The organism is Polyangium sp. y55x31, from assembly GCF_029946505.1.
Lineage (GTDB): Bacteria > Myxococcota_A > Polyangia > Polyangiales > Polyangiaceae > Polyangium.
This window is the reverse complement of record NZ_JARZHG010000018.1, coordinates 204,346-217,570: the sequence shown is the minus strand read 5'-3', so window position 1 is coordinate 217,570 and position 13,225 is coordinate 204,346. Positions and strand designations below refer to the sequence as shown.

General features: G+C 68.3%; 11 protein-coding genes and 1 tRNA gene. 5 read left to right on the top strand and 7 right to left on the bottom strand.

The window, feature by feature from the left end; genetic code table 11:
* Window positions 1-23 precede the first annotated feature (23 nt).
* Both QHF84_RS28500 and QHF84_RS28495 read right to left on the bottom strand, forming a co-directional pair.
* Complete coding sequence (locus QHF84_RS28500) at window positions 24-1,739, bottom strand: hypothetical protein (RefSeq protein ID WP_281316604.1); 1,716 nt, start codon at window positions 1,737-1,739, stop codon at window positions 24-26.
* A 47-nt stretch (window positions 1,740-1,786) separates the two neighbouring features.
* Window positions 1,787-2,065, bottom strand: a complete 279-nt coding sequence (locus QHF84_RS28495; RefSeq protein ID WP_281316603.1) for an acylphosphatase — start codon at window positions 2,063-2,065, stop codon at window positions 1,787-1,789.
* A gap of 351 nt (window positions 2,066-2,416) precedes the next feature.
* Here QHF84_RS28495 and rho point away from each other — a divergent pair, with 351 nt between their 5' ends.
* The 4 genes from rho to QHF84_RS28475 all read left to right on the top strand — a co-directional run bounded on the left by rho (window position 2,417) and on the right by QHF84_RS28475 (window position 8,685).
* Window positions 2,417-3,664, top strand: coding sequence for a transcription termination factor Rho (gene rho, locus QHF84_RS28490; protein WP_272416911.1), 1,248 nt, complete (start codon window positions 2,417-2,419; stop codon window positions 3,662-3,664).
* Window positions 3,665-3,820: 156 nt separating this feature from the next.
* The gene (locus QHF84_RS28485; protein WP_281316602.1) at window positions 3,821-5,953 is read left to right on the top strand and encodes a GAF domain-containing protein; all 2,133 of its coding nucleotides are present in this window, start codon (window positions 3,821-3,823) and stop codon (window positions 5,951-5,953) included.
* Window positions 5,954-6,010: 57 nt separating this feature from the next.
* Window positions 6,011-7,108: a (Fe-S)-binding protein gene (locus QHF84_RS28480; RefSeq protein ID WP_281316601.1), complete on the top strand. Its 1,098-nt coding sequence runs from the start codon at window positions 6,011-6,013 to the stop codon at window positions 7,106-7,108.
* Between the two features lie 14 nt (window positions 7,109-7,122).
* Entirely contained in the window at window positions 7,123-8,685 is a 1,563-nt protein-coding gene (locus tag QHF84_RS28475) for a sensor histidine kinase (RefSeq protein WP_281316600.1), read from the top strand.
* A gap of 10 nt (window positions 8,686-8,695) precedes the next feature.
* Here the strand turns inward: QHF84_RS28475 and QHF84_RS28470 are convergent, their stop codons facing one another.
* The 5 genes from QHF84_RS28470 to QHF84_RS28450 all read right to left on the bottom strand — a co-directional run bounded on the left by QHF84_RS28470 (window position 8,696) and on the right by QHF84_RS28450 (window position 11,475).
* On the bottom strand, window positions 8,696-9,148 hold the full coding sequence (locus QHF84_RS28470) for a hypothetical protein (RefSeq protein ID WP_281316599.1): 453 nt from the start codon (window positions 9,146-9,148) through the stop codon (window positions 8,696-8,698).
* Window positions 9,145-9,771 carry a sigma-70 family RNA polymerase sigma factor gene (locus QHF84_RS28465; protein ID WP_281316598.1) on the bottom strand — a complete coding sequence of 209 codons (627 nt, stop codon included), beginning with the start codon at window positions 9,769-9,771 and terminating at the stop codon, window positions 9,145-9,147. Before QHF84_RS28465 ends, QHF84_RS28470 begins: the two co-directional genes overlap by 4 nt.
* A 129-nt stretch (window positions 9,772-9,900) precedes the next feature.
* Window positions 9,901-9,974: transfer RNA gene (locus QHF84_RS28460), tRNA-Gln, on the bottom strand.
* A 151-nt stretch (window positions 9,975-10,125) separates the two neighbouring features.
* Window positions 10,126-11,085: a DUF4339 domain-containing protein gene (locus QHF84_RS28455; RefSeq protein ID WP_281316597.1), complete on the bottom strand. Its 960-nt coding sequence runs from the start codon at window positions 11,083-11,085 to the stop codon at window positions 10,126-10,128.
* Window positions 11,086-11,277: 192 nt separating this feature from the next.
* Entirely contained in the window at window positions 11,278-11,475 is a 198-nt protein-coding gene (locus tag QHF84_RS28450) for a hypothetical protein (RefSeq protein WP_281316596.1), read from the bottom strand.
* Window positions 11,476-12,010: 535 nt separating this feature from the next.
* Here QHF84_RS28450 and QHF84_RS28445 point away from each other — a divergent pair.
* Entirely contained in the window at window positions 12,011-13,069 is a 1,059-nt protein-coding gene (locus QHF84_RS28445) for a hypothetical protein (protein WP_281316595.1), read from the top strand.
* Window positions 13,070-13,225: the final 156 nt, after the last annotated feature.

Sequence of the window (13,225 nt, the reverse complement as noted above, 5' to 3'; positions counted from 1 at the left end):
AGCGATTCGGACTCGCGGAACCCTCACTCCACGCCGGCGACTGGCGCATCCGGAGCCGGCGGAGCCGGCGGATCGCCCCCTGCCCGCGGCCCTTCCGCGTCGCGACCGGCGTCGGGCTTGCGCCGCGCCAGAAAGATCATCGCGATCAGCGCGACAATCCCCACACCGCCCGCCGCCACATAGCGGTGCAGCGAGCTCTTCTGTGGCTCGATGCGCTCCTGCTCCAGCGACGCGAGCGCCCGTTTCGCGCGATCGTTGCTCGGGTCGAGCTCGATCGCCTTCGTCAGCGGGAACTTGTCCGGCGTGCCCCGCGCGATGAGCGTCACGCCTTCGAGGTACGCGATCTCTGCCTCGACCTTGCGCGCGCCCTCGCCCTTCGGGTCGAGCCGCAGCGCCTTGCGCAAGAGCTCCAGCGCCGCTGCCGGCTCCTTCTCTTCGAGCGTCTTCGCGTGCGCCACGTACGCCGGCGCCATCTCCTTGCGGCGCTCGAACACCGGCGACCGCGCGAGCACCTTGTCGAACGCGCTCGTCGCTTCGACCCATCGGCTCGCGGCCGCGTGCGCTGCGCCCTCGTCCATCAGCTTGTAGACCTCGGCGAGCCGCGCGCGGTCGTACATGCCGAAGAGCTCGCGCGCGATGCGGTCCCACGTGAACTCGCGCGGGGCCTTGTTGCCCGTCTGGTTCAGGTAGGCATCGCGGAGCTGCCAGATGCCGGGCTCGCCGATCGCCGCGATCGCCTCGCGCGCGGCTTCCCGAAGCTGGATGCGGTCGCTGTTGCTGAACGAGAGGATCACGCGGACGGCGTCGACGTCGCGCGTGCGGCCGTAGGCGCGCAGGATGTCCGCGAGCACCTGCGGATCGGTCACGCCGACGGCCTCGCCGGGGATCGCGCGGCCGAGCAGATCGAGCTGCTTGCTCGCGAAGCGCTGCACGATCTTCGCGTCGTGCTGGCGGCCCTCGATGAGCGCGGGGACGGCGCGGTCGCGCAGTTTTCCGATCTGCCGCTGCAGATCGACACGGAGCAGCTCGCCGAAGTACGAGTACATCTGCAAGAGCTCGCGCACCGCGGGCGTCGTGCCTGCCGCCGTCAGCATGCGCTCCATCGCGAGCAGGCGGACGAGATCCCGCCACGTGTCGCTCTTCGGCTTGGGGTTCGCCAGGACGAACTCGAGCCAGTCGCCCTCGTCCTCTGCGTCCTTGTCCTTTTCCTTGTCGGCCTTGCTCTTCTTGGGCGCCTTCGCGTCCTTGCTGGCCTTGTCGTCCTTGGCGGCTTTCTCGTCCTTGCCGGCCTTGTCCTTCTCCTTGCCGGCTTTCTCCGCCTTCTCCTTCTCGCGCAGCGACTTGCGGCCGGCCTTGCGCGCGTCGTCGAGCAGGCCTTGCGCCTCCTTGCGGTCGAGCCCGGCGCGCAGCTCCTGCACGCGTGCGCGCACCGCGGGCACGACGGCGGGCGTCACCTCGGCGACGGCCGCGCGCGCCGTTTCCTTCCCGCGCGCATCACCCGTCGTGAGGCGCTCGAGCACGCGGTCGAGCTCTTGCAGCGCCGCGGCGTCGGGCTCTTGCAGCACGATCGGCTGGAGCTTCGGAAGCTCCGGCAGCGAGCCGGGCGCGGCCGGCGCGGCGGCCGCCGAGGCCGAGGCCGAAGGTTGCGTGATCTCTCCGGCGGCGTGCACGTGCAGGGGCACGAGCGCGAGCGTGGAGACGAGAACGAACGACGAAGCGAGCCTCGAGACGTGATTCACGGTGCCCCCGAGAACGACGGGCGAGCGCGCGGCCCTTCCCGGGCGGCTCACTCGACGATGCGGAAGTCCGGAAAATCCCCCTGAAATCCGCGCCACCGAACGTCGACGCGCTCGACGCGCGCCGCGGTCGGACCTTTTTGGGCCCAGGCGATGAGCTCTTTCAGACCGTCTTCTTCGCCCTCGGCGAGGATCTCGACGCCTCCGTCCGGGCGGTTCTTGACCCAGCCGGAGAGGCCGAGGCGCTTGGCTTCGCGCTGCGTCGACGCGCGGAAATAGACGCCCTGGACGCGCCCCTTCACGTGCAGATGCACTTGTTTCAGCCCCATCGGACCGCTCGATTCCTACTCGCACGTCGCGACCGAGGCAACCTCGGAGGGCCTGCGCGCGGATGCGCGCCCTGAAACGATCCGCCCCCGAAGGAGCGAACCGGCGAGGCGAATCGGCCGATTGACAGGGCAGTATCGCTTGATAGAGTCCCCGCCCGCCGAGCACCACGCTCGGCCGCGCCCCCTCGCTGGGGACGCCTCATCACTGTCCGTCGAACCGCCCTTCCCAGGGGCGGGCATCCACGAGAGCCGGCCCAAGGGCCGACTCGAAGCTCGACCTTCCCACAACCCTACCGACCTCGGGGAACGCGCCGTCTCCCGGCCGACGCCCCTGCGTGGAGTTTTCGATCGATGCACCTGCGTGAACTGAAGCAGAAATCGATGGCCGATCTGGTGCAGATGGCCAAGGGCCTCAACATCGAAGGAGCCGCGGGTCTGCGCAAGCAGGAGCTCATCTTCGCGCTCCTCCAGGCCTTGGCTGCCCAGGATCAGCCCGTGTACGGCGAGGGCGTGCTCGAATGCCTGCCCGACGGTTTCGGCTTCCTGCGGGCGCCCGACTACAACTACCTGCCGGGTCCGGACGACATCTACGTCTCCCCGTCGCAGATCCGGCGCTTCAACCTGCGCACGGGCGACGCGGTGAGCGGTCCGATCCGGCCGCCGAAGGAGCGCGAGGCGTACTTCGCCCTGCTCAAGGTCGACAAGATCAACGGCGTCTCGCCCGAAGTCGCGCGCGACAAGATCCTCTTCGACAACCTCACGCCGCTCTATCCGCAGCAGAAGTTCAACATCGAGAACGGCACGAAGGGCTTCTCGACGCGCATCATCGACATGCTCTGCCCGATCGGGAAGGGCCAGCGCTGTCTGATCGTCTCGCCGCCTCGCGCCGGCAAGACGGTGCTGCTGCAGAACATCGCCAACGCGATCAGCACGAACCACCCGGAGACCACGCTCATCGTGCTGCTCATCGACGAGCGGCCCGAAGAGGTCACGGACATGCAGCGCAACATCAAGGGCGAGGTGATCAGCTCGACCTTCGATGAGCCCGCGACGCGTCACGTGCAGGTCGCCGAGATGGTCATCGAGAAGGCGAAGCGCCTCGTCGAGCAGAAGCACGACGTGGTCATCCTGCTCGACTCGATCACGCGCCTCGCCCGCGCCTACAACACCGTCGTCCCCCCGAGCGGCAAGATCCTCTCCGGCGGCGTCGACTCGAACGCGCTGCACAAGCCGAAGCGCTTCTTCGGCGCGGCCCGCTCGATCGAGGAGGGCGGCTCGCTCACGATCATCGCGACGGCGCTCGTCGACACCGGCTCGCGCATGGACGAGGTGATCTTCGAGGAGTTCAAGGGCACGGGCAACAGCGAGATCCACCTCGACCGCAAGCTCATGGAGAAGCGGATCTTCCCCTGCCTCGACATCAACAAGAGCGCGACGCGCAAGGAAGAGCTGCTCCTGCCCGAGTGGATCCTCCAGCGCGTCTGGCTGCTCCGCGGGCTCCTGCACCCGCTCAACGTCATCGACTCGATGGAATTCCTGCTCGACAAGGTGAGCCGCACCGAGACGAACCAGGAGTTCCTCGAAAGCATGAATCAGTAGCACCGGCCTTCAGCCGTGCTTCGGGGGGGCCCTCGACCCGGGGGCCCCTTCCCTTTTCCCCTCCCCTCCCCTACCGATCCCCCGGGCAAACGCCGGATCCATCGCGAATTTGCGGGAGCGCTGTAGCGCCGGCCGGAGGCGTGTTAGCGTCGACGGGTGACCGGCAAGGCGGACCGCCTGCGAGAGCTCACGGCCCGGGTCGAGGAGCTCGAGGCCAGGCTCGAACGCTCCGAGAAGACCGTCCGCGCCCTGCGCGACGTGGGGCTCGCGCTCGGCTCCACGCTCGACCTCGATCAGCTCCTCGAGCTCATCCTCGGCAAGATCACGGAGCTGCTCGAAGCCGATCGGGCCACGCTCTACCTGCTCGACGAGCAACGAAAGATGCTGCTCTCGCGGGTGATCCTCGGCGGCGAGGTGCGCTCGATCGAGCTGCCCGTGGGCGAAGGCATCGCCGGACACGTCGCCAAGCACGGCAAAATCGCCCGCGTCAAGGACGCGTACAGGGACAAACGCTTCCAGCGCACGTGGGATGAGCTCACGGGCTATCGGACGCGCTCGATCCTCGCCGCGCCGATGCGCAACCACGTGGGCCGCACGATCGGCGTCGTGCAGGTGCTCAACAAGCACGGCGGCAAGGGCGAATTCTCGCAACACGACGAGGAGCTGCTCTCGGCGCTCGCCACGCAGGCGGCCATCTCCATCGACAACTCGCGCCTGTTCCTCTCGGTCATCCAGAAGAACATGCAGCTCGTCGAGACGAAGGAGCAGCTCGAGCATCGCGTCGCCGATCTGAAGCTTTTGTTTGAGCTCGAAACGGCGATGAGCGGCGCGTCGTCGCTCGAAGAGCTGAGCCGCGCGGTGATCGCCGAGGCGTCGAAGGCGTGCGAGGCGCGCGCCGGCGGCCTGCTCGTCGATGAGGGCGAGGCCGGCGTGTTCTTGTACTTCTGCGACGCGTCGGCGCCGGGCGTCTCGGTGCGCGACGTCGACGTGAAGCGATTGCCCGTCAAGCGCGGCGAAGGCCTGCTCGGCTGGGCCATGACGCACAACGAGTCGGTCCACCTCGGCCCGAAGGATCCGCCGATCGGGCCGATCGCCGAGGCCGCGCTCACGCACATGCATCCCTCGCTCGATCTGGAGATCGAGAGCGCGATCGTTGTGCCGCTCGAAGGCGAAGAGGACACGTCGCTCGGCGCGCTCGGGCTCTACAACGCGAAGAACGCGCTCGGCTTCACGCAGGACGATCGATCGCTGCTCAGGCTCGTGTCGGCGAACGCGTCGACCGCGGTGCGCCTCTTCCGCTCGCGCACCGAGCGCGAGAAGAGCGAGCGTCTCACGGCGATCGGGCGGCTGCTCTCCGGCGTGATGCACGACATGCGCACGCCGCTCACCGTGATCAGCGGCTACGTGCAGCTCATGGCGACCGCGGGCGAGCCCTCGGTGCGCGCCGAGCACGCGCGGCTCATCCTGAAGCAGTTCGACGCGATCAGCGCGATGCAGCGAGAGCTGCTCGAGTTCGCGCGCGGCGAGCGCAGCATCCTCGTGCGCAAGGTCTACCTGACGAAGTTCTTCGGCGACCTGGAGAAGCAGCTCCAGCTCGACCTCGCCGGCAACCGCGTCACGATCGTGATGGAGCTCGACGACCGCGGCACCGCGCGCTTCGACGAGACGAAGATGACGCGCGTCGTGCACAACCTCGTGCGCAACGCGGTGGAGGCGATGGAGCCGCACGGCGGCGGCAAGGTCGTGCTGCGCGCGCTGCGGCAGGGCTCGGACTTCGTGCTCAGCGTCTCCGACACGGGGCGCGGGATTCCGCCGGAGATCCGCGAGCGGTTGTTCCACTCGTTCGTGACGAGCGGAAAGCGCGGCGGCACGGGCCTCGGCCTCGCGATCGTCAAGAAGATCGTCGACGAGCACGGGGGCTCGATCGAGGTGGATTCGTCCGAGCGCGGAACGACGTTCACGATCCGGATCCCGCAAGAGACGCCCCTCACGGCGACGATCGCGCCGCCGGCGCCGCACGCGCCGCACGCGTCGCCGCACATCCCACGGGCGTCGAGCGCGCGTGTCGACGAGGCAACGGGCTTGCCGCTCGTGCATGCCACGAGCCCCGCGTCGGCCTCCGCGGCCGCGACGACGGCGCGCTCGCCGCAAGCGACGGCGGCCGAGGAGCCCGAGGCCGACCGATCGGCCAAGACGGCGCGAGCGAGCCAGCCCGGCGAGGAAGGGCCACCGAGCCGACGCAGCGGCCGCACGAGCAACCCGGGTCAGCCCGCGGGACGAACCGGATAGCCCCACGGAATCCGCGGATCCCTTGCGCTCATCGCCTCGGGAGCAGAGACTCCGGAGGTGCTCCGCCTGCCCATCGTCGCCACGCACAAACGCGCGCTCGAGACGTGCGTGTACTGCCCGAAGCTCTGCCGCGCCGCGTGCCCCGTCTCGAACGCGGAGGCGAGCGAGACGGTGACGCCGTGGGGCAAGATGAGCCTCACATACTTCGTCGGGCGCGGCGACGTGCCCGTCGAGCCCGAGCACACCGCGCCGGCGTGGGCCTGCACGGGCTGCCACGCGTGCCGCGAGAAGTGCGACCACAGAAACGAGCCAGCGACGGTGCTCGTGGAGTCGCGCGCGGACTTCTTCGCGCGCGGCGCGGCGCCGAAAGGCGCCGTCGACGTGGTGATGCGGACGCAGGAGCGCGCGAACGAGACGGCCGCGGCGCTCGATGCGATCGAGGCCGAGACACCGCGCCACGGGCACGTCGCGGCCGGCGTGCTCGTCGGATGCTCGTACGTCCGGAAGAACCCGTCCGTCGCAAGGGACGCGCTCGCTGCCGCGGCGAAGCTCGTGGGCGGTCCCGTGCGCGCCATCCGAAGCTGCTGCGGCCTCCCCTCGCTCCACGCGGGCGACCGGGAAGGCTTCCGTGTGGCCGCCGAGCGCCTCGCTGCCGAGGTCGCCGAGGTCCCGCGCCTCCTCGTCGTGGACCCGGGCTGCGCGCGCGCCACGATGGTCGAGCACGCGCGCGTGGGCGTCACGATGCCCCGTGAACCCGAGCTCCTCCTCGACCTCGCGCACGCCGCGCAAGACCGCCTCCGCGTGCTGCCCGAGCTCGCCGAGACCACCGTGCGGTGGCATCAGCCGTGTCAGCTCGGCCGTGGGCTCGGCCGGTACGACGAGCCGCGCGCGCTGCTCGCGAAAATCTCCGGCAAGGAGCCCGCCACGTTCCAGCGCGACCGCGAGCACGGCGAGTGCAGCGGCGCAGGCGCGCTCTTGCCCGTGACGCGTCCGCGGACGAGCGAGGCCATCGCGGACGCGCGCATCGCCGAGCACAAGGCGCGCGGCGGAGGCCTGCTCGTGACGGCGTGCGCGTCGAGCCTGCGGCGCTTCCGGAGCCGCGGCGAACAGGCCGAGGACCTCGTCAGCCTGCTCGCGCGGGCGCTCGCTCCCTGACTCCTCGCGCGCGCATGTCGACCTCGAAACCTCCGCGCCGCAGGCGAACCGTATCGAGCAGGCTCCTCGCGAGTTACGTGGTCGTGCTCGCGGCCTTCGCGCTCACCGTGACCTGGAGCTTTCGCGCCCTGCGCGACACGGCGCAAGGCGCGGAGCTCCTCCGCAGCGGATACGCGCCGCTCCTGCTCCGCGTCGGCGAGGCCCTCGCCGCGCAGAACGTCTTCAACGCGCAGCTCAACCACATCACGGCCGCGAAAAACCCCGGCGACGTGCGCGAGTGGATCGAGACCGCGCGCCGCACGCGCCCGCTCACGTTCGCGCACGTGCGCGAGGCCGCGGAGAAAGGGCTCGTCGACGAAGATCCCTCCGTCGCGAAGTTCCAGGACGAGATCGTGCGCGAGGCCGCGGCGATCGAGCGGCTCCTCGGCTCCGACCCCGAGCGATTCGGGCAGCTCTTCCAGGCGCTCGCGGTGAGCGATCGTGAAGCCGCGGAGCGGGCGCGCGACGAGCTGCTCAAGCGCGAAGCCGAAGGCGCGCAGCGGCTCCGTGCGATCAAGCTGCGCGTCGAGGAGCGGATGGAGAGCCTCACGGCCGAGGCGAAGCGGCGTGAGGCCCGATCGATCCAGCTCCTCGTCGGCCTCTTCGTGCTCACGCTGCTCGTCGGCGTGGTCATCTCGATCTACGCGCGCCGCGTGCTCGCGCCGCTCACGGCCGTCACCGAGCGCGCGAAGGCCGTCGCGCGGGGCGACCTCACGCCGCGCGAGGTCATGGCCACGAACGACGAGATCGGCGAGCTCGCGACCACGTTCGAGGGCATGGTCGCCGCCATCCAGCGCGCCCGCAGCGAGCTCGTGAACGCCGAGCGCCTCGCCGCCATCGGCAAGATGGCCGCGCACGTCACGCACGAGATTCGCAATCCGCTCTCGTCGATCGGCCTCAACCTGGAGCTGCTCGAAGAGGAGGTCGCCTCGTCGGACAACAAGGAGGCCTCGCAGCTCGTCGTCGCCATCAAGGCCGAGGTGGAGCGGCTCTCGCGCATCGCCGAGCAGTACCTCAGCATCTCGCGCAGGCCTCGCCCGCGGCTCGAACGCGAGCGCGTCGAGGACCTCGCGCGCGAGCTCGTGGCCTTCGTGCGGCCCGAGCTCGACCGCGGCAACGTCACGAGCCGCGTGGAGGCCGACGACGATCTGCCCGACGCGCGCCTCGACGAGTCGCAGTTCCGTCAGGCGCTTTTGAACCTCGTGCGCAACGCGCGCGAGGCCATGAGCAAAGGCGGCGAGCTCGTGGTGTCGATCCGCAAAGCCGAAGACGGCGGCATCGATCTCGCGGTCGACGACACGGGCTCGGGCGTGCCCGAGGAGCTACGCGCGTCGATCTTCGATCCCTTCTTCACCACGAAGCAACGCGGCACGGGCCTCGGCCTCGCGGTCACGCGCGACATCGTGGAGGCGCACGGCGGAACGATCCGCTGCCTCGGCCGCGAAGGCGGCGGCACGCGGTTTCTGATTCACCTGCCCGCCGCGGCCGCTTCGGAGCCGAGCGCGAAGGCCGTCGAAGACGACGAGATGGTCGCCTAGTGCGCGCAGCTCAAGGCAGCGCGCCGCCGCCCCACGGAACGAGCACCAGGAACACGAACGCGACGAGCACCAGCATGAGCACGCTGGTCACGAGGTACGTCGAGCGCGGCGAGCGCGACGTGCTCCATCCGTCGCCGTAGAACTTCCCTCGCGAGCGCGTGCGCAGCTTCTTCTGCACGCCTCCGAGCAGGCTCGGCGCCACCGAGCCCGGCGGCGGACGTAGCGCGCGCCGGAGAAGCTCGCGCACCTCGACCTCGTCGAGCGGCGCTTCGTCCTCGGCCTCGTCGTGCTTCTTCGCCGACGTCTCGTCTTTCGCCTTCTCTTCGGCGTCGAGCCAGCGCTCTGCTTCGGCCGCGAGGCGCTCGGCCTCCTCGTCGCTGACGTCGCCCTCCGTGCCGAGCAGATCCCGTTCGTCGTCGGCCGGCGCGCCCGCCTCTGGCTTTCGCTTCGCGTCGCCGCTCATGCCTTCTTCTCGCTCCTCAGCTTGTCGCCGAGCGCCTTCTCGACCAGGGCCCGAAGCTGCGCGCGGGCGCGGAAAATGCGGCTCTTCACCGTGCCTTCCGGCAAGCCCGTCACCTCCGCGATCTCGTCGTAGGACATGTCCTCCACGTCGCGCAGGATCAAGACCTCGCGGAAGTCCGCGTCGACTTGCTCGATCGCGCGCTTGACGATGCGCTCGAGCTGCATGCCCTCGAGGATCTCGTCCGGGCGGTTGATCGCGCCGCTCACCGTGACGCCCTTGCCGCCGTCGCCGTCCACGCGATCGGCGATCTCGTGGACGTCCTCCTGCTCGCCCACCTTGCGCCGCGACAGGTACTTCGCCTTGTTCTTGCAGAGGTTCACGGCGATCCGGAAGATCCACGTGGAGAGCTTCGACTCTCCGCGGAACTGATCGATCGCCTTGAAGACCTGGACGAACACCTCTTGCGCGAGGTCCTCGGCCTCGTCGCGTCGTCCGATCATCCGGAACACGAGTGCGAACACGCGCCGCTCGTAGGCGACGACGAGCTCGTTGAAGGCCGACTCGTCACGCGCCACGAGACGCGCGACGAACCTGGCCTCCTCGGTCTCGTCGTCGCTCGTCACGCCCGGCTGCTCCCTCGGCAGCTACGGTAAACGCCCTCGCACGCGGCGCGCTAGAGTCTGTCTCGCGTGCCCGTCGTCTTCCCGGAGCCGGACGAGCCCGACGGCCCGCTTCCCTGCCCCCCGCGGACCTGGTTCCGGCGCATGGATTCGAACCATGATTAGGGGATTCAAAGTCCCCCGTCCTGCCCTTAGACGACGCCGGAGTGAGCTCCGGAAGAGACCGGAGCGCCAGAGGGCCGGGACGATAGCGCGACTCTTCTCGCTTGGCACGTGCCGCGAGGGCAGTCTCGACCGTCTCCAGGGGGGGTCGTTCCTGTCCCGCGAGACAGTCACGACCCTCCGGGGAGAGGGTCGTTACCGTCGCACGCCCCGTCGCGACCGTCTCTGACCCGGGTCGGTATGGTGGCGCGCCGAGGGCGGAGGGGGCGCCACGGGGGTCGCCTCCGTCTGCCGGAGGGTCTCGACCGTCCTGTGCCCGACCTTCGACACGAGCTCGGAGGCTCCGGACACGAGCGCGGGACGGTTCGCACCCGCGTCGTGCCCAGACAGGACCGCGGGCGCGATCCCTCGATGCACGAGCGCAAGTCCCACCGCCGTCACCGCCACGACACACCCGAGCACGAAGGAGAACCCTCCCTGCCCTGCCAGAGACCGTCGTGACCCACCCTTGCGAAAGAAGGGCCACGCCCGGACAGGGAGCGAAATCGGCTCCGAGCGGGTCTCGTCCCCCTCGATGGACCGTACATGCGGAGGGTCGCCCGTCTGCGCCACGGCCCCGGTGAAGGTCAAAGGCGTCCGCGACTCGCCCCGCGCCGGGGTGAGCGCGACGTCCGGCAGAGGCGCGGGCGTGACGAGCGGCGGGTCGAACGAGACCGAATCGGCGAGCGCATAGGCGAGCTCGGGGATCCGCGCGATCTGCGTCCAGCCCTCCATCCCGTCGCGCCAGACCGTGGTCTCGGCCCCGATCTCGCCCCGTGCGAGGGCCATCCAGAGCTCGAACGTGGTCATGGCCCGCAGGCCCGAGCCGAGCTCGACGCACCACTCGGGCATGGGACGACCGCTCTCGGTGCTCTCCTCGTCGAGGTCGAGGCGCGCGAGCTTGTGGCGCCTCTTGTGGCTGGCAAACCAGGACTTCGGGTTCGAGCGGCCGTAGGGGATGGTGGGGTCGCTCTCACGCGCGAGCGGCGCCGGCTGCGTCTCGGCCTGGTTCTCCGCGGGGGGCGGGAGCATGGACGAGCGCGGCTGGAACACGCTCGGGATCGTGTCTTCCGGGCTCCTGCTGTTGATGGACGACGACGCACACGACGCCTGCATGAGACGCCCCTTCCCGACAAACTCCGGCATCCGCGGGCCCCGCGATGTGGGGCGACGGACGGACGCTCGGCGTGACTAGGGCGCTCGTACAGGGTTCGAAGGAGGTCGGCCAAGTTTTGCGCGGGGTCGGTTTCCTGGGGGGTCGGACGCTTGGGCCGATCGCGGGAGAGTCCAGATCGAGCTGTGCGCGGATCACGCAGCCGGCGGTCGACAGCAGAAGGTCACGGCTTGCTCGGGGTCTTCCTTCTCCCCGATGGGCTCGCCGTCGCTCGGCTCGCACGCGCCGGGCAGGTACGCGGGCGGCGTGATCTCCTTGCTGCCGATTGCGAGGCCCGGGATCGGCACGTTCGAGCATTGCTCGACGGACGAGGAGATCGCGTCGTCCGACAATGGCAGCCGACGGTCGACGACGCCGGTCGGCGCTGAATTGGGGTCGTTCGGCGAGTGTGGAGGATGCGCGCGGGGCGCCCCGTCCTCCTACGCCTTTCATGCATGCCCTCGCTGTCACGTGCATCCGCGGCGGTGAGGTTCTGGGTCCAGGGGTGCCGGCGATCGTGCCGCTTGCCGTACGCCGTACCATGTCGCGGCAGATCTTTTTCGTTTTGGCCGGCACGGTCCTATGCTCCGCCGGAGCATGACGCAGCGCCGCCCCAAATCGTCCCCAGCCACAGCCGCGCGCCTTCCGCACCCAGCGACGGTGCCCCGCTCTTCGGCGGTACAGCCCAAGGCAACGACGCCGGAGCGCCCTCCGCACCCGGCGACAATGCCTCGCTCTTCGGCGGTGCAGCCCAAGGCAACGACGCCGGAGCGCTCTCCGCATCCGGCGACGGTGCCCCGCTCTTCGGCGGTGCAGCCCAAGGCAACGACGCCGGAGCGCTCTCGGTACGCCGCCACCCGATCCCAGCTGGGATCAGCCATCCAACGTATGGAAATCGAAGAGCCGCACAATGGATACAAGGTGTATTTCAACAAGAAGGCTCTGCCTGAACTCGATATGGATGACTATTGGCTGGTGGAAGGCTACCGCGCAACGGCGATGGAGGTGAACAAGGATGGCGGCTACCCCATTGGGGAGAAAAAGGGGCGGAATTTTGATTTTGTCTACAAAGGCGTCAACGTGGGAATACGGTATGACAAGACGAAGACCGGCGTTTACCCGAGGATAAAGGTGAACGGGGATGATCTCTCGACCAACGAGTTGTGGCAACTGGTGGATACGATCCCGTTTCAAGAGTACTTCTTTGCCGGTGTCCGCGGTCAGGGTGTAGTTGCCGATACCAGAGAGAAGGCGAGAGATTATTCGACAGGGATACAGGTTAGGGCTCTGCTACTGGGATCGGATACGCTGGACTTCACCTCGGAGAGGCTCACGGCTTCTGTATTGGCCAGGGTGAATGATGCGAGAAGCTATAAGAGCTTGTTCAAGGCGGGGTACAGGGAGTTTTCGTATGGCGGGTTGCTCAGCCAGAACATCAACACGCAGCTGGAGCAGAGTACCGACCGGATAGGCGTGTACAACAAGCTTGGTGAGCTGATATCGAACCGGAAGGAAGGTAAGAACGACGTATTCGACGTGCCATTCTTGAGCCTGGATGAGTCGGTGGCATCGCACCAGCCGTTGTTCAGGAAACTGAGTGCCATGCTGACGGTGTCGCCACCGGAGGCCTTCAAGATCACTCTTGCAGATGGAACCCATGTACCGGCGCCGGACTTCATCCGGATTGCGAACGGCGTGGCGTTGAAGCGGAGAATGCAGCAGGAAAAGGAGCTGCGGAAAAGTGAAACGACCCGGGATGTGGTGAGCGATGATGAAGACGATGAGGAATTGGGAGCGTTCCGCGTGTCTGAACTGAGCGTCGAAGATATCGATGCGCGCCTCGAACGCCTGAAGCGCATAAGAGTCAGTCTCGACCACAAAATCGCGAACTGGGAAAAACTGAGGCAAATAAAATTATTTCTCGGTTTGGGGTCCTCATTCAAATGAGCCCTGTGTGACCACGTGTATGCCCATCGAGATGCTTTTGGTCGATTTGTATGAGTTGTTATTGTTGGAGTGTTCGTTGCGCTCGTGCTCGGCGTACGGCCCAAAGAGCTTACCGGCCGCTTGCTTTTCGAGGTTCGGTCGGTCGGACGCGATGTC